We start from the raw sequence: 15,319 nt of genomic DNA on the forward strand, positions 1-15,319 counted from the left end.
GCGCAAACGATTTATTTTTACACGCAGAACCGATAGTGTATGGTCAAAACCAATCAACCAGACTTCCCCTCGCCCCTGCGGGGAGAGGGTGGCCCGCAAGGGCCGGGTGAGGGGGCTGTCGTACAAGTTTTCCCCCTCACCCCGCCGCCACCGGGCGCCCGGCTCTCCCCATAGGGGCGAGGGGGTTATCAATCATAAGGGAAATGCCATGCTTCGCCGTTCACTGATCGCCGCTGCGCTTTTGTTCGCCACACCCGTTTTTGCCGCAGAAAAACCTGCCGCTAAACCGGAAAAACCGACTCGCATCATCCTCGTCGGCGACTCGACCATGACCGACAAGTCGGGCTACGGCAAAGGCTTCTGCGCTCAGTTCAAACCCGAAGTCGTCTGCGTCAATGCCGCGCGCGGCGGGCGCTCGTCGAAGAGCTATCGCGTCGAAGGCCTGTGGGACAAGATTCTGGAGCAACTGGCCGACAAATCCTTCGGCAAGACCTATGTGCTGGTCGCCTTCGGCCATAATGACGGCTCGTCGAAGCCCGAACGCCACACCAATATCGAGACCGAGTTCGGGCCGAACATGCGCGGCTACGTCTTTGACGTCAAAAAAGCCGGTGCCACGCCGGTGCTGGTTACGCCCCTGACGCAGCGTCATTTCAAAAACGGCAAGGTGCAGAACGACCTGCTGCCGTGGGCGCAGGTGACACGCCTGATCGCCAGGACCACCGGCACGACGCTGGTCGATCTCTACGCCGAAGGCCAGACAAAGGTGCAGGAAATGGGCATTGCCGAATCCCTGACGCTGGCCGGTCAGCCCGTGCCGCAGAACGTCATCGATGCCGTACCGACCGGCACGACCGTCCCCGCCGTCTTTACCGACGCCTCGCAAGGGCAGGGCAGCGCGCAGGCCTTCGACTACACCCACACCGGCCCGAAGGGTTCGGACTATTTCGGCAAGATGACCGTCGATCTGTGGGTTGCCGCCGATCCGAAGATCAAGGCGCTTCTCAAAAACTAAAGATCAGGGAACCCGTGTTCCCGCAGGAAGGCCTTGGCCTGTTCGCCGTCGAAACCGGGGAGCAGGCCCAGTTGCATGGCACTGAGCCACACGACCAGCGCGCCTAACACGACGGTCGCGATCTGCCACGGGCGTTGCGGCGCGCCGTAGGTCTTGCGCAACGACGCCGGCGCCGCGCCATAGGACCCGGTTTCCAGCTTGAAGGCCATTTCGAATCCGTCCTGAAAGCGTTCGGCCGGATCGGGGGCGAGGGCTTGCAGGATCAGACTTTCCAGCCAGCCGGGCGCGTCCTTGCGCTTTTTGGTCAGCGGATCGGGGCGTTTCAACACCGGCTTGGCGAAGGGTTCGGCCTCGCCATAGGGATAGCTGCCGCCGGTGAACATGCGGTGCAGGGTCACCCCCAGCGCGAAGATGTCGGAACGTTCGTCACCCCACTGACCTTCGAACAGTTCCGGTGCCATGTAATTATTGGTCCCCGGCGGCAGGATGCCGGTCTTCTCATCGAGCGCGGGCAAGCGCGCGAAGCCCAGATCGACCAGTTTCAGACCGCCGTCCCTGAGCAGGATGATATTGTCGGGTTTCACGTCGCGATGGATGATGCCGACGCGGTGCAAAGACCCCAGCGCCTTGGCCAGCTTGGTGGCGATATCGATACCTTCTTCTAGGCTTAGTTCCGGCGAACGAGACAGTCTCTTCTCCAGCGTTTCCCCTTCGTAGAAAGGCTGTGCGACATAGAGACAGGTTTGTCTTTTGGGCGGCAGTTGCAGCACCGAACCGATCCAGATGTGTTGCACGCGGCTGGCCACCCAGGTCTCGCGCACGAAGGCGGCGCGCGCCATGGTCTCGGCCCCCAGATTGTGCGGCTTGGGGAATTTGAGCAGGACGCTCGATTGCGGCCCGGTCGCCGACAGATCGCGGGCGCGGAAGACGCGGCTATAGACGCCGTCGGCCAGCATGGCTTCCAGCTTGAAATCGTCTACGATGGCCCCGGTTTCCGGCGGATCGAGCATGGGCAGGCGCGCGATGGTCGCGTCGAGGTCTTTCACCGTGGCGGGCGGCAGCTCGAATATGTCGATGACCAGCACGGTCGCATTGTCGTCGCCGCCGTTGTGGATAGCCAGATCGACCAGCTTTTGCGCCGTATCGTCGGCGGAATGGCGCTCGGACAGGATGGTGTTGATCTGGTTTTCCGACACCTTGCCGTGGACGCCGTCCGAACAGAGCAATAGGCGGTCGTGCGGAAAGATGTCGTGGATGCGGTAATCGATGCGCACAACTTCTTCGAAGCCGATGGCGCGGGTCAGGAAGGGCGAATCCTCGCCACCCTGCGGCTTGTGGTCGCGCGTCATCTGCCCCAGATAGCCCTCGCGCCAGCGATAGAGCCGCGTATCGCCGACGTGGAAACTGTGCAGACGGTTGCCCTTGATGACGACGCCGGTGAAGGCGCAACTCATCCCCTTGACGTTTTCGTCCTTCTCGCCCTGACGGAAAATCCAGTAATTGATGCTCTCCAAGGCCCGTCCGGCGGTCTTTTGCGGCGACAGGGCCTCGGTCTGGCTCAGATAGTCGTCGATGAAGGAGCGTACGCTGAGTTCGGCGGCGACGCGCCCGCCTTTGCGTCCGCCGACCCCATCGGCCAAGGCGGCAACCAGACCGTGGTGCGAGCCGTCATCGGCCAGACACGAGGCGGCGAAGTCCTGATTGTCCTCGCGGCGGCCGACATGGGTCGCAAAGCCGACGGCGGCCTTGAGGCGGGAATGGGTGGCGGTCGCGACCATAATGTCTTTCTGGGTAGATTATCGTATGACAGAACGATAAAACGAAAGAACCGCGGTTGGCAAAGATTTACAGCTTCACGCCGATTCTAAATCCGCCCCAGTGTCTTCCATGCACGAAAATCGGTGCCGACACGTCCTTCATCATGATGAAGTCGCCATTGCCCATGTCGCGGCGATAGGCCTGAACCAGAGGCGCACCGCTGTTTTGACCGGCGCGCAGCCCGACGCGGTCGTTGAACAAACGTCGATTGCGGCAATTGGCGGCGTTCCATTCGGGCTCGAACGGGCGCTGTGTTAGCGAAAACTTGCGATTATGGGTTGGCAGAAAGCCCTTGCGGTCGACGGCGGCACAGAACGAAATACGCGGATCGAAGTCCAGCACCTGCTCCTGTACGTCGGGCAACAACCGGTCGGTGAGGGCGACAAATCGCGTCATATATTGCGGCGGGTCGCTGTCCTCTATCGGCTGATAGCGTTCGTCGAACAGGTCTGTCTCGCTGATATCGCCTTTGATCAGGGCATTTTCGAACAGGATACCAATGTGGGCGGCGGTCTCTGCGGCCTTGCGCACCATGCCGCTGTCGGCGTTCTGGACGCCCGCCGACGCGGTGACCTGCATGATGGCTTCGCCGTCCATGGCGACTCGTTCAAGGCGTTTTCCGCCTTCGGTCAATAGCTTATCGAGCGCCACCACGTCGGCAGAAAGATTGGACAGACCGTTCTGTACGTCGGTCGAACGCCCTTCGATCAGGCCCGCACCGTCGGTCACGGCGTGGACGGTCTCACGCACCTGTGCGAAAGTACCGCTGATCGCGGCGAGCGAGGCCGTTTCCGCGCCTTCGGAGCGACCCGACATGGCCAGAGCCATTTTGAGGTTCTCCTCGCTGATGCGCATCAGGGCGTCGATCTCCTGCGTCAGGGCGCCGAGCGTCTGCTGGATGTGGCGCGAGGCCTCGCGCGTCTGGCCCGAGAGCGTCTTGACCTCCTGCGCCACGACGGCGAAGCCGCGTCCGGCATCGCCCGCACGAGCGGCCTCGATGGTGGCATTGAGCGCCAGCAGGTTGGTATTGGCGGCGATAGTCTCGATCGACTTGGCGATATGACCGACCGACGACAGGGATTGCGATAGCGACGAAATACGCGCGGCGGAGCCTTCGGCACTGTGGACCCATTGACTCATGGCGTTGAGCGCTTCGCCGACGCGCTGCTCGGTCTCGCGCGCCGAGCGGTCGAGCGTGCCTTCGGCGGCGCGGGCCAGTTCGACCAGCCGGGCGTTTTGCGCCGACACCTCGGCGGCAGCCTGAGCGAGGGTGTCGAGCGTTTTGGCCTGATCGCCGTGGCGGCGGATGACGGTATCGACGGCACCGGAAACCGAAACCAGCTCCAGCCCTAACGATCCGGCGATCTCGGAAATGCGCGCGATCAGCGCGGCGGTATCCGGGGCGCGGTCATCAGTCACGGGCGCAAGAACCTGATCGATCATGGAGTCGTTTCCTGTATATCCGGTAGTGCAGAACCGGGCTTTTGCTGCGAATCATGTAACGATTTGGCCGTGACGTAAACCTTCGACTATGGTCGTATGACGTTTTTCAAAGGCAGGCATCAATCGTGATCGGCATGGTTCTGGCGGGCGGGGCAGGGGCGCGGATGGGCGGCAACAAGCCGTTCCACCCCTATGCCGGCGGCACGCTAATCGGCCACGCGATTGCGCGCCTGTCGCCGCAGGTCGATGAAATATGGATCAATACAGGGGCTGAGAGTCACCCTTTGTCCGAAGCCTTGTCAGAATTGGGTTTTCCGCTGGTTTATGACGATAAGGCATGGGCCGGTATGGGGCCGTTGAGCGGGGTGTTGTCCGGGCTCGCGGCCGCGCGAACCGCAAACGCTGAAGCCCTGATCACCGCCCCCTGCGACATGCCGAACCTGCCGCAGAATATGGTGGCGAAACTGGATGAGAGGGTGTGCGAGACCGGAGCCGACATCGTGCATTTCAAGGGTGTGCGCGACTATCCGCTATGCGCGTTGTGGCGTGTGTCGGTCGCGGAAGCGCTGACCGAGGCTCTGATGGCCGTCAAGCCGCAAGGGGGCTTGAGCGTGTTCAAATTCCTGCATACGCAGACCGTCGCCACGGTGACCGTGACGGACGAAGCCGCGTTTTTGAACGTGAACGATTAATCCAGCGCACCGATAAACGGCAGGCCGCGCAGTCGCCCGCCATCATCGAGGCCGTAGCCGACCAGATAGCGCTTGGGGGCTTCCCAGCCGACATAGTCCGCCTCGATATGGCGGGTGACGGGTTTCGACGCCATGACGGCGGTCAGGACTTCGGTCGCCCCGGCGCGCAGCAGATGGTCGCGGGCGAATTTCAGCGACGCCCCGGTGTCGAGCACATCGTCCATGATCAGGACCTGCTTGCCCTGCACCGGGCGTTGCAGGTCGGCACGCAGGATCATCTCGCCGCTTTCGCGTCCGTCGCCGTAGGACGACAGCCACATCGAGTCGAAACCGATGCCAAGGCCGATCCGCGCCAGGGCCCGCGTCAGGTCGGCGGCAAACCAAATGCCACCGGACAGGAGGCAAATCCCGATCGTGTCGTCGGACAGGCGCGGCGCCATGTCCTTGGCCATGGCTTCGATGCGCGTGGCGATGTCGGTTTCACTCAGCAGGATGTCGTAGGTCATGCACGGTCCGGTACAGAAAAGGGAACGGTTTTCAGGATATAGAGCATGCTGCGAAAAAGTGGAAACCGGTTTTTCGCATCAAGCATGCGGCCACTAAAGAATCCAGACCACGCTACGTTTCCTTCAAACGCAGCGTGGTCTGGAGCCGGACGCAGAAATCAATCTGAGGGCGGGGCAAAAGATTCTCCACAGATGGCCACAGATACACACAGATAGACCGAGTGCGGGACATGGTCGGTAAATGGAAACCACAGATTTCACAGATTAGAGGGGACCGTCCCACCCTGTCGGTGCCACAAACTCCGGGCGCGAAGCGCCAATCTGTGAAATCTGTGTAATCTGTGGTTTTCTTTAAACGAACGGCCATTGTCTGACGAAACTGTCACAAGCACAGACCATCTGTGGCCATCTGTGGAGAAGCTTAATGATGGCCCGCGTCGGACGCCCCATGCGCAGGTTTAAGCTCCGGTAGTTTTTGCACCGGAGCATGGGCATCGGAGCCATGATCCGCAGGGGCTGCGTCGTGCGATTCGGCTGGCGCATGGCCATCGCCGTGGTCTTCGGCCACCGGCACGGCGTCGGCGACCGGGGTGTCATGGCCCGCCGGGGCGGCTTCGTGTTCGTCGTGCGGCGCATCGCCTTCGTGGGCGGCGGGCGTGGCGTGGTCTTCCGCCGGATCGGCATGATCGCCTTTCAGCATCGACGGACGCAGGCGTTGCATGTCCTTCATGGCCTGCATGTCGAATTCGACCAGCAGATTACGCGCCATATTCTTCGCGTCGGGCACGATAAAGCCGATCGAGCGCGTTTCATTGGCGGCCAGGGTAAGCCCTTCAGGCGGGATCACGATCGAATCGAACTCGTTATTGTTCTGATCCAGCAGGTGAACCCGAACGGGTGGCACCACGGTGTCGCTATTGCGGATATTGCGCACCTTGAGCGTGACGCTCATGACGAAACGCCCATTGCGCAGCGTCGGCTCCATTTTGGACTCGAGTACCTCGATACCCGCTGCATTGACCGGCACGCCGACGGCGGCGTAGGCCCCGGCCAGACGCGGGAACGACTTCACCACATCGACGCGCAGCAGGTACGCCCCGGCCATGATCATGACAAAGGTCGCGGCCAGTGCGCTCCAGATGATGCCCTGCGCCATCAGCGCCTTGTGGCGTTTCTGGCCCTCGATCATCTCGCGGTACATCGAGGGGATTTTCTTGGCCTTGACCTCGGCAAGCTTTTTAGGCGCCTTTGCGGCGGGCTTTTCGACCACCTTTTCCATCGGCAGGTCGATCGGCTCTTCGGCCTTGTGCGCATGCCACGTCGACTTGCACGAGGCGCAGCGCACCGTGCGGCCCTGCGGCCCCAGTTGGGCGTCGTCTATGGCATAGGCCAGGGCGCATTTCGGACAGGTTACAAGCATGGTTTTCGGCGAATCGCTGCATAAATCCCGTTAACCAAAACGGGTGTTTAACCTTTTTGGCCCAAAACCCTTAACAAGTGATAAGCGATTAACGGAAACCCCGTGGCCTCTGACCCTCAAGACGACGATATTTTCGCGCCCGATCACCGGCAGGTGGTCGTGTTCGACGGCGTGGGTCTCGGCTACGAAGGGCACGGCCATACGGGCCACGATCCCGATCATTACATCCTGAAAGATCTGAACTTTTCGCTTGAAGCCGGGTCGTTTCACTTCCTGACCGGACCATCGGGGGCGGGCAAGACCTCGCTGCTGCGCATGATCTATCTGTCGCAAAAACCGTCGACCGGCGCGGTCAGCCTGTTCGGCGAGCGAATCGCCTACGCCAACCGTAACCAGACGGCGCAATTGCGTCGCCGGATCGGTATCGTGTTTCAGGATTTCCGCCTGCTCGACCACCTCGATGTGTTCGACAACGCCGCCTTGCCGCTGTTCGTGCGCGGCGAAGAGCCGAAACGCTTTGAGGCCGACGTGCAGGAGTTGCTCAACTGGGTGGGACTGAAAAACCGGCTGCACGCCATGCCGGACGTCCTGTCGGGCGGGGAAAAGCAGCGGCTGGCTATCGCGCGCGCCGTGGTCAATCGCCCGACCCTGATTCTGGCCGACGAGCCGACCGGCAATATCGACCACGCCATGGGCCTGCGCATCATGCGGCTGTTCATAGAACTGAACCGGCTGGGGGCGACGGTGCTGATTGCGACCCACGACGAAGCCCTGATCCGCGCGTCGGGGATGCCGGTGCTGGAACTGCGCGAGGGACGGGTGCATAAACGCGACCTGACGACGACGATCAGGGGGGCGTCATGACCCTGAAGCGTAAGGATCTGTTGCCGATTCAGGACACGCGCGAAGTCTCTCTGCGTTACGTCATCGCCGTGTTGTTCTTTCTCGCCTCAATGGCGTTTCTGATCGTGCTGGCGTCGAACCGCGCTGCGACGGGCTGGTCGCGCGAAATCCGCTCGGAAGTCACAGTGCAGGTCCGCCCGACGGGCCTTGAGACCGGCTCGGTCGCCGCCGCCCGCGCCGCCGAGGTGCTGGCCGGGGTGGCAGGTGTCAAGGAAGCCGCCGCCATCGAGCCCGAACGCGCCAAGGAACTGATCAAGCCGTGGCTGGGTGACGCCGTCCTCGAAGACCTGCCCCTGCCCAATCTGGTCGAGGTGCGGCTGGACGACAAAAAGCCCGCCACGACGGCGGCCCTGTCCGAAGCGCTGGCGGAAAAGGAGATCGATGCGACCATCGACGACCACTCGACCTGGCTTGAGGATATCGAAAAGTCGGCCCTGATCATCCGGTTGATTTCGATCAGTATTTTCTTGCTCATAGCCTCGGCGGCGGCGGCCGTGGTGGGCTTTGCGACGCGGGCGGGCCTGACGGCGCGCGCCAATATCGTCGAGGTCTTAAGCCTGTGCGGGGCGACCGACCTGTTCATCGCGCGGCGCTTTCAGTACCGCTTCGCGCGCATGGCGGGCCTCAGCGGTCTGTTCGGCGCCGGGGCCGCCGGCGTGATCATGGCGGTCATTAAAGTCACAGGCGCGTCACAAAGCTTCCTGCTGGCTCTTCCCTTTTCGTGGGTTGACCTGTTAGTATTAATACCTTGTCCGTTGCTGGCGGCGGTGATCGCGGCCTATACCGCACGGACGGTCACCTTGAGGATGCTGGGGGAGAGCTGATGCGGCGTCTCGTTGCCGTGCTTCTGATCGTGGTGTTGTGGGGGGCGGGCCTGCTGGCCTTTGCCGATCGCGTCATCGACTCCACGCCCGCCGATGAGCCGGAGGCGGCCGCCGACGCCATCGTCGTGCTGACCGGGGCGTCGGACATGCGCATCAAGGAAGGCATGCGGCTGCTGGAGCGGCGCAAGGGGGCGCGGATGCTGATTTCCGGCGTCAATCGCGAAGTCACCCGCGACGAACTGCTCACCGTCACCGAAGGCAATAAGCGGTTGTATGAATGCTGCGTCGATCTGGGCTATGAGGCGCAGACGACGCTCGGCAACGCGCACGAAGTCGCCGAATGGGCCAAGGCCAAAGGCTTCAAGGATTTGATCGTGGTGACGTCCGACTACCACATGCCGCGCAGTTTGCTGGAGATCAAGGCGACCCTGCCCGGCGCGACGCTGCATCCCTATCCGGTCGCCACGCCGTCCCTGGACGCGCGGGCGTGGTGGAAATCGGGTTCGGGCAGCCGGACTCTGGTCATCGAATATTCGAAATATCTTGCCATACTGGGCCGCGATATGCTGTTGAGCGTCAAGGGCCTGTTCAGCAAGGACAAGCCACAGACAGACGCGGCAACGACGCAAAGAGCGGGGGCCGCGTCGGAAGGTTCGGCATCGTGAATTTCATGCGTTCGGTACTCTACGTCGTCTGGCTGTACGGCGCCGTCGCCGTGGTCGGTCTACTCGGCGTACCCTTCATGCTGATGTCACGCTCGTGGGGCATGACCGTCATCCGTATCTGGGCGAAGACCGCCCTGTGGGGGCTGCGCGTCATCTGCGGCGTCAAGGTCGAGTTTCGTGGGTTGGAGCATCGACCCACGGGGGCGGCGATCATCGCGGGCAAGCACCTCAGCATGCTCGACACGATTGCACCGTTTGTGGTGCTGGATAAGACCTGCTTCATCCTCAAGAAAGAGCTGACCTGGCTGCCGTTTTTCGGTTGGTATATCTGGCGGACGAAGATGATCCCGATCCAGCGCAAGGATGCGGCGAAAGCGCTGAAAGCCATGGTCGCCGATACGCGCGACCGCCTCGAAGACGGGCGTCAGATCGTGATCTTCCCGGAAGGCACACGGTCGGAGATCGGTGAGGACGCGGCCTATAAGCCGGGCGTCGCCGCACTCTATCGCGATGTGGAATATCCCTGTCACCTGATGGCGACCAATTCCGGCCAGTTCTGGCCGGCGCACGGCATTACGCGTACACCGGGGACGGTGGTGTTCGAATTCCTGCCGCCGGTGCCTGCCGGTCTGAAACGCGGCGAATTCATGAGCGAGATCAAGATGCGGCTGGAAACGGCATCCAATACACTGATCGCGGAACAGGCTGAAAAATCGAAGTAAGTTAGTGCTAAGTCAAGAGCGGTTGAGGTATCTCCCTCCTCCCTACGTAGTGGGGAGGTGGCAGGCTGCGGAGCAGACTGACGGAGGGGTATAACACCAGCCCATTCAGCGCGCTGAAAAGCATGGCGGTGTACCCCTTCCGCCTCAACGCTATGCGCTTCGGCACCTCCCCACTGCGTAGGGAGGAGGGAGATGCTTCTATCTATTATCTGTTTTAGTGCGCGGTGGCCGCCGTACACTTCTTCTTGCACTCGACCCAGGCGGCGAGACACTTGTTCTGGTCCTTGCCGCCTTTTTGGCAAGCGGCATAGATTTCATTGCATTTTTTCTTGCAGTCGGCGGCCTGGGCATAGACGACCCCCGCTGACAATACCGACACGACCACGACGGCCGCAGCGACCTTACGCACGTACTTCATCGGACGCCTCCCTTGGCGATTCATCTGTCTTTTCCTGATCGCGCAGTGATTCCGAAAACCGCTACACACTTTTCGGATGCGCTATCGTGACGCTGTTTTTCCGGACGTCCGGCAGCGTTCTTTTCCCTTTGCACGTCTTTAAACGGCTCAGTGCGGCGGAGTGTAACTCAATTCTGGGATTCGCCAAGAGGGAGAATAACGACGGTATCTTGTTGCCGTAAGGGAAGGCGTCTATCTGGTCGCTTCGGCACGGCTGTCGGCGGGCAGCAGCAACAGGGCCGGCAGGGCCGCCGCGGCCAGTAAGCCGATGCTGACCAATGCCGCACGCACCGTTGGGCTTTTCAACGCGCGCCTCATGGCTTCTCGAATTCCTGCACGATCTTCAGAACGGCGATCTGCATGATCAGCTCGGCGTTCTTGTCCAGTTCACCGGTATCGTCGATGCGCATCTGGGTCAGTTTGCGCTGGGCATCGGTGTCGTTGACCAAGGTCAGATGGACCAGTTCGTCGCGCGTCAGGTTCTGGGCGTGCTGGCGGGCGCTGACCATCAATATCTTGTCGCCGAGTTCCGTGGCCACCACCGCCGCGATGCTGGCCAGACGGTAACGGTCGGCCTCGCTGAGCGCGTTGAGGTCGATATATTTGCCGACCTCGGCCACGATCAGGCGCATATGCACTTCGTTGACGAAGTGGCGGATGATCGCCTCGGTGCCGTCGACTTCCAGCAGGCGCTGGGCGAGGCCGAGGCGGTCGTCGAAGCTGCCGTCGCCCTTGGGGGCGGCGACCGGCGTCTGGGTGGCGACCAGAACCGGCTTCGGCGTATTATCGATCATCTCGATGGAAGGCGCGATCTGGGCCTTGACGGAGGTCTGCACCTCTTCCTTGGCCGCAGGCGCCAGATTATCGCCTTTCATCAGGTCCTTGTACGGCACCGGCGCGGCGGGCGTGTCGCGCACCGAGTCGTAGGGCAGGGGGGCAGCGGGCTGGAACGGCAGCGGCGCTTCGGGCGCGGCGATCGGCCGGTTTTGCAGCTTCTTCACCGGTTTCGGCGCGGTGACGATATTCGCACCGGGTTCCTTGAGCGGAACCGGCGTCTGCGCCACGGCGGCAAACGATACGCTCATCATCAGGCCTGCGCACAGACCGGCCATCTTCGTTTTAACTGACAAAACCCTGAACCCCCACATCATACGCCCCGATAATTCCAGATGGTCCGTGTATCAGGACGAGATCGACTGCTGGAACGTCTTGATGATCTTGACCACCGCGTCGACCATGAAGCCCTGAATCTGTTGGGCGCTGGCTTCGGGATTGGCGAATTTCCCGGCATTGTACTTCGCCGCCGCCAGACCGGAATTGGCGTTGATCAGCGACACGATCTCTTCTTCCTCGAAGCCCGCGGCCTGAGCCGTGGCTATCTGGTCGATGATGGTGACCTCGGCCTCTTTCAGCACGCGGTCGGCGATCTGGTCGAACTTGGCTTCTTCGGATGGCAGAAGGCTTTTCTTGCCCTGACGCTCAAGGATGACCAGCTTGACCGCCGCCTTGGTGTTGGCGAGGATCATGCGCACGTTCTTGGCCGTGCCGTTCAGTTCCATGAGCTGTTTGTAAAGTACGACCTTGCGCGTCTTTTTCGCGGCGGCGGCCTTGTCCTCGATGGCCACCGTTGAGGCGGCGGTACCTTCGGCCTTGGGCGCCATGCCGATCAGGGCCGGGTCGATGACCAGCTTGGGCGCGCTGGGCGCTTCGGGCGACAGGAACGAGCCCTGCAAGGACGGCGGCACCAGCGTTTCCGCCGAAACCGCGCCCGCCGAGGTCATAAGCCCCAGCGCCATGATTGCCCAAACCTGTCCACGTACCGCCATAACAACCCCCAAACCCCTTCGCATAAGCGAACGGTAAAGAGGACGTTAACTAAATCAGCGCCCCGTGGCAATGCTTGAATTTCTTGCCCGAACCACACGGGCATTGTCCGTTGCGCGGTGTGGCTTCCCAGCCCGCCGGCAGCGCCGAATGGGGGAGTTTTTCACGCTGATCGGCGGATAAATCATCCGTCAGTTGCGGGGCCAGCGTATTTTCACCGGTCGTTGGATCGAGGTGAATTTCCTCGAACTGCACCGGCTCCGGGTCCGGCTGGCCCTGGAAGCGAATTTCCACCGTCATCAGCCAGCGCGTCGTGTTGTGGCGCAGATTGACAAGCAGGGTCTCGAACAGCGAGAAGGCCTCGGTCTTGTACTCGTTCAGCGGGTCGCGCTGACCGTAGCCGCGCAGGCCGATGACGGCGCGCAGGTGATCGAGGTGCATCAGGTGCTCGCGCCACTGCATGTCGATCATCTGGAGCAGGAAGTTCTTTTCCAGCGCCTTCATCTGATCGGCACCGAGCAGTTCGAGACGCTGCGCCATCGTATCGGCGGCGATGGTCTGGATGCGCTCTTCGATCTCTTCGTTGGCGATACCTTCTTCGGCGGCCCAGTCGTCGATCGGCAGGTCGAGACCCAGCAGTTTCTCGCAGCTTTCCTTGAGGCCCGCGACATCCCACTGCTCGGCATAGGCCTTGGGCGGCAGGTGGCGCTCGACGAGGTCGCTGATCGTTTCCTGACGGAACTCCTCGATGATTTCCGACAGGTCCTCGGAGTCCATGAACTCCTGACGCTGCTCGAAGACGGCCTTGCGCTGGTCGTTGACCACGTCGTCGTATTTGAGCAGGTTCTTGCGGATTTCGTAGTTGCGCTGCTCCACTCTTTTTTGAGCGGTCGCGATGGCCGAGTTGAGCAGCTTGTGCGTGATCGCCTCGCCTTCTTCGACGCCCAGCGTCTTCATCATGGCGTTCAGGCGATCGCCGGCGAAGATGCGCATCAGATCGTCTTCGCAGGACAGGTAGAATTTCGACGTGCCCGGGTCGCCCTGACGGCCCGTACGACCGCGCAGCTGGTTGTCGATACGGCGGCTTTCGTGGCGTTCGGTGCCGAGCACGAACAGGCCCCCGGCGGCCAGCGCCTTCTGCTTGGAGTCGGCGATCTGCGCCTCGACCTCGGCCTTCTTGGCGAGCAGCTGTTCGTTAGTGACATTGGCCGCAGCCTCGTCGCCGATCTCTTCCAGCCACTTCTGCACGCGCAGATCGACGTTGCCGCCCAACTGAATGTCGGTGCCGCGACCGGCCATGTTGGTGGCGATGGTCACCGCGCCCGGCACACCGGCGTCGGCGATGATATAGGCTTCGTTTTCGTGGTGACGGGCGTTCAGCACGCTGTGCTTGATGCCCTTGCCCGACGCATATTCGATGTCATAGGCCTCGTCGCCGAGCTTGCTCAGCTCTTTCTTGTCGGCATTGGCGTACTGGCTTTTCAGCGTGCGGCTCAGCTCGACACGGTAGGCATAGGCGTCGAGGAATTCCGACAGCTTCTCGGACTTTTCGATCGAGGCCGTGCCGACGAGGATCGGTTGACCCTTGACGAAGCACGAGGCGACCTGATCGGCGATGGCCTTGAATTTCTCGGCTTCGGTGCGATAGACCTCGTCGTCGAAATCGACGCGCTTGATGGCGCGGTGCGTGGGGACTTCCAGCACATCCATCTTGTAGATGTCGCCGAATTCCGAGGCTTCGGTCGCCGCCGTGCCGGTCATGCCCGACAGCTTTTCGTACATGCGGAAATAGTTCTGGATCGTCACCGAAGCCAGAGTTTGGTTTTCCGGCTGGATCGCCACGCCTTCCTTGGCTTCGATCGCCTGGTGCAGGCCTTCGGAGAGGCGGCGGCCCGACATCATGCGGCCGGTGAATTCGTCGATCAGGATGATCTCGCCGTCCTTGACGATATAGTCCTTGTTCGGCGTGTAGAGCGTATTGGCGCGCAAGGCCTGATTGGCGTGGTGGACCAGCGAGACGTTGGCGGCGTCATAAAGCCCCGTCGTGTCCTCGGCCAGATAGCCACCGGCCATCAGCATTTCTTCGAGGCGCTCCGAACCGGCTTCCGACAAAAGCACCTGACGCTGCTTTTCGTCGAGTTCGAAGGTGTCGGGGTCCTGAATCAGCTCCTTGGTCAGGGTGTCGAGCACCTTGTACAGTTCCGAACGGTCTTCGGTCGGGCCGGAGATGATCAGCGGCGTGCGCGCTTCGTCGATGAGGATCGAGTCGACTTCGTCGACGATGGCGAAGTGGTGGCCGCGCTGGACCATTTCCTGACGGTTATAGACGAGGTTGTCGCGCAGATAATCGAAGCCGAACTCGTTGTTGGTGCCGTAGGTGATGTCGGAATTATAGGCCTGCTTGCGGGCGGGCGGCGACATGCCCGAAACGATGACGCCGGTGGTAAGGCCAAGGAAACGATAGACGCGACCCATGGTTTCGGCGTCGCGTTTGGCCAGATAGTCGTTGACCGTAATCAGGTGGATGCCCTTACCGAGCAGGGCGTTCAGATAGACCGGCGCCGTGGCGACGAGGGTCTTGCCTTCGCCGGTGCGCATTTCGGCGATGCCGCCCTGATGCAGGATCAGGCCGCCGGTCAGCTGCACGTCGTAATGGCGCTGGCCCAGCGAGCGCCAGGCCGCTTCGCGCACCGTGGCGAAGGCTTCCTCGAGCAGCGAGTCCAGCGAGGCGCCGTTGGCGAGGCGTTCGCGGAACAGCACCGTCTGATGCGCCAGTTCCTCGTCGCTCAGCGTCTTCATCTTCGCTTCGAGCGCGTTGATGCGGCCGACCCGGCCCGACATCGATTTAACCTTGCGCTCGTTTGCGGAGCCGAACAGCGATTTGGCGAAAGCCAGCATGAGAAACCCGATAAATGTCTAATTAATCTGCCCTACGGCGTCCTGTCCCGTTTCCGCATTTAGCGAAATATCAAGGTCTTCGGCGTAAGGCTTTTAAGGCAGATAGGTAAAAGGTGACGCTTTTCAAGCGCG

Annotated in this window: 15 protein-coding genes; 6 read left to right on the plus strand and 9 right to left on the minus strand. The window is 61.5% G+C overall.

Annotation, left to right across the window (positions count from 1 at the left end; all coding sequences use genetic code 11):
* Nucleotides 1-208: 208 nt before the first annotated feature.
* Nucleotides 209-1,015 carry a lipase gene (locus AEYBE204_RS23695; protein ID WP_023460881.1) on the plus strand — a complete coding sequence of 269 codons (807 nt, stop codon included), beginning with the start codon at nt 209-211 and terminating at the stop codon, nt 1,013-1,015.
* On the opposite strand, the gene AEYBE204_RS23700 is transcribed toward AEYBE204_RS23695, so the two are convergent.
* Both AEYBE204_RS23700 and AEYBE204_RS23705 read right to left on the minus strand, forming a co-directional pair.
* Entirely contained in the window at nt 1,012-2,793 is a 1,782-nt protein-coding gene (locus tag AEYBE204_RS23700) for a bifunctional protein-serine/threonine kinase/phosphatase (protein WP_023460882.1), read from the minus strand. The two genes, AEYBE204_RS23695 and AEYBE204_RS23700, sit on opposite strands and share 4 nt — an antisense overlap.
* 67 nt (nt 2,794-2,860) lie before the next feature.
* Nucleotides 2,861-4,276 (minus strand): methyl-accepting chemotaxis protein, encoded by a 1,416-nt coding sequence (locus tag AEYBE204_RS23705; protein WP_023460883.1) that lies wholly within the window; start codon nt 4,274-4,276, stop codon nt 2,861-2,863.
* 134 nt (nt 4,277-4,410) lie between these two features.
* Here AEYBE204_RS23705 and AEYBE204_RS0119835 point away from each other — a divergent pair, with 134 nt between their 5' ends.
* Nucleotides 4,411-4,968 (plus strand): molybdenum cofactor guanylyltransferase, encoded by a 558-nt coding sequence (locus tag AEYBE204_RS0119835; RefSeq protein ID WP_081724565.1) that lies wholly within the window; start codon nt 4,411-4,413, stop codon nt 4,966-4,968.
* Here the strand turns inward: AEYBE204_RS0119835 and AEYBE204_RS23710 are convergent.
* Both AEYBE204_RS23710 and AEYBE204_RS23715 read right to left on the minus strand, forming a co-directional pair.
* On the minus strand, nt 4,965-5,474 hold the full coding sequence (locus AEYBE204_RS23710; protein ID WP_023460885.1) for a phosphoribosyltransferase: 510 nt from the start codon (nt 5,472-5,474) through the stop codon (nt 4,965-4,967). The two genes, AEYBE204_RS0119835 and AEYBE204_RS23710, sit on opposite strands and share 4 nt — an antisense overlap.
* A gap of 421 nt (nt 5,475-5,895) precedes the next feature.
* Nucleotides 5,896-6,894 carry an MJ0042-type zinc finger domain-containing protein gene (locus AEYBE204_RS23715; protein WP_023460886.1) on the minus strand — a complete coding sequence of 333 codons (999 nt, stop codon included), beginning with the start codon at nt 6,892-6,894 and terminating at the stop codon, nt 5,896-5,898.
* A gap of 102 nt (nt 6,895-6,996) precedes the next feature.
* Here AEYBE204_RS23715 and AEYBE204_RS23720 point away from each other — a divergent pair, with 102 nt between their 5' ends.
* The 4 genes from AEYBE204_RS23720 to AEYBE204_RS23735 are packed head-to-tail and all read left to right on the plus strand — an operon-like array spanning nt 6,997 to nt 10,008.
* Nucleotides 6,997-7,758 (plus strand): cell division ATP-binding protein FtsE, encoded by a 762-nt coding sequence (locus tag AEYBE204_RS23720; RefSeq protein ID WP_023460887.1) that lies wholly within the window; start codon nt 6,997-6,999, stop codon nt 7,756-7,758.
* The gene (locus tag AEYBE204_RS23725) at nt 7,755-8,621 is read left to right on the plus strand and encodes an ABC transporter permease (protein WP_023460888.1); all 867 of its coding nucleotides are present in this window, start codon (nt 7,755-7,757) and stop codon (nt 8,619-8,621) included. The genes AEYBE204_RS23720 and AEYBE204_RS23725 overlap by 4 nt, the downstream gene beginning before the upstream one ends.
* Nucleotides 8,621-9,286 carry a YdcF family protein gene (locus AEYBE204_RS23730; protein ID WP_023460889.1) on the plus strand — a complete coding sequence of 222 codons (666 nt, stop codon included), beginning with the start codon at nt 8,621-8,623 and terminating at the stop codon, nt 9,284-9,286. Before AEYBE204_RS23725 ends, AEYBE204_RS23730 begins: the two co-directional genes overlap by 1 nt.
* A gap of 5 nt (nt 9,287-9,291) precedes the next feature.
* A complete protein-coding gene (locus tag AEYBE204_RS23735; protein WP_031229699.1) occupies nt 9,292-10,008 on the plus strand; it encodes a lysophospholipid acyltransferase family protein in 717 nt (238 codons plus the stop codon).
* A 214-nt stretch (nt 10,009-10,222) separates the two neighbouring features.
* Here AEYBE204_RS23735 and AEYBE204_RS23740 read toward each other — a convergent pair whose 3' ends face one another.
* From AEYBE204_RS23740 to secA, 5 genes are all read right to left on the minus strand, one after another.
* Nucleotides 10,223-10,426, minus strand: coding sequence for a hypothetical protein (locus AEYBE204_RS23740; protein ID WP_023460891.1), 204 nt, complete (start codon nt 10,424-10,426; stop codon nt 10,223-10,225).
* 231 nt (nt 10,427-10,657) lie between these two features.
* Nucleotides 10,658-10,783: a hypothetical protein gene (locus AEYBE204_RS40965; protein ID WP_023460892.1), complete on the minus strand. Its 126-nt coding sequence runs from the start codon at nt 10,781-10,783 to the stop codon at nt 10,658-10,660.
* Entirely contained in the window at nt 10,780-11,595 is an 816-nt protein-coding gene (locus tag AEYBE204_RS23745; protein ID WP_155908210.1) for a hypothetical protein, read from the minus strand. Before AEYBE204_RS23745 ends, AEYBE204_RS40965 begins: the two co-directional genes overlap by 4 nt.
* A 51-nt stretch (nt 11,596-11,646) precedes the next feature.
* A complete protein-coding gene (locus tag AEYBE204_RS0119845; RefSeq protein ID WP_155908212.1) occupies nt 11,647-12,291 on the minus strand; it encodes a hypothetical protein in 645 nt (214 codons plus the stop codon).
* Nucleotides 12,292-12,340: 49 nt separating this feature from the next.
* Nucleotides 12,341-15,187: a preprotein translocase subunit SecA gene (secA, locus tag AEYBE204_RS23750; protein ID WP_023460895.1), complete on the minus strand. Its 2,847-nt coding sequence runs from the start codon at nt 15,185-15,187 to the stop codon at nt 12,341-12,343.
* Nucleotides 15,188-15,319 lie beyond the last annotated feature (132 nt).

The sequence above is a fragment of the Asticcacaulis sp. YBE204 genome (assembly GCF_000495855.1).
In the GTDB taxonomy this organism is placed as follows: domain Bacteria; phylum Pseudomonadota; class Alphaproteobacteria; order Caulobacterales; family Caulobacteraceae; genus Asticcacaulis.

What these genes read in the sequence shown, in the direction of transcription:
- AEYBE204_RS23725 (WP_023460888.1), top strand. Translation starts at nt 7,755, where the DNA reads ATGACCCTGAAGCGTAAGGATCTGTTGCCGATTCAGGACACGCGCGAA.
- AEYBE204_RS0119835 (WP_081724565.1), top strand. Translation starts at nt 4,411, where the DNA reads ATGGTTCTGGCGGGCGGGGCAGGGGCGCGGATGGGCGGCAACAAGCCG.
- AEYBE204_RS23695 (WP_023460881.1), top strand. Translation starts at nt 209, where the DNA reads ATGCTTCGCCGTTCACTGATCGCCGCTGCGCTTTTGTTCGCCACACCC.
- AEYBE204_RS23730 (WP_023460889.1), top strand. Translation starts at nt 8,621, where the DNA reads ATGCGGCGTCTCGTTGCCGTGCTTCTGATCGTGGTGTTGTGGGGGGCG.
- AEYBE204_RS23700 (WP_023460882.1), bottom strand. Translation starts at nt 2,793, where the DNA reads ATGGTCGCGACCGCCACCCATTCCCGCCTCAAGGCCGCCGTCGGCTTT.
- AEYBE204_RS23740 (WP_023460891.1), bottom strand. Translation starts at nt 10,426, where the DNA reads ATGAAGTACGTGCGTAAGGTCGCTGCGGCCGTCGTGGTCGTGTCGGTA.
- AEYBE204_RS23705 (WP_023460883.1), bottom strand. Translation starts at nt 4,276, where the DNA reads ATGATCGATCAGGTTCTTGCGCCCGTGACTGATGACCGCGCCCCGGAT.
- secA (WP_023460895.1), bottom strand. Translation starts at nt 15,187, where the DNA reads ATGCTGGCTTTCGCCAAATCGCTGTTCGGCTCCGCAAACGAGCGCAAG.
- AEYBE204_RS40965 (WP_023460892.1), bottom strand. Translation starts at nt 10,783, where the DNA reads ATGAGGCGCGCGTTGAAAAGCCCAACGGTGCGTGCGGCATTGGTCAGC.
- AEYBE204_RS23715 (WP_023460886.1), bottom strand. Translation starts at nt 6,894, where the DNA reads ATGCTTGTAACCTGTCCGAAATGCGCCCTGGCCTATGCCATAGACGAC.
- AEYBE204_RS23710 (WP_023460885.1), bottom strand. Translation starts at nt 5,474, where the DNA reads ATGACCTACGACATCCTGCTGAGTGAAACCGACATCGCCACGCGCATC.
- AEYBE204_RS0119845 (WP_155908212.1), bottom strand. Translation starts at nt 12,291, where the DNA reads ATGGCGGTACGTGGACAGGTTTGGGCAATCATGGCGCTGGGGCTTATG.
- AEYBE204_RS23735 (WP_031229699.1), top strand. Translation starts at nt 9,292, where the DNA reads ATGCGTTCGGTACTCTACGTCGTCTGGCTGTACGGCGCCGTCGCCGTG.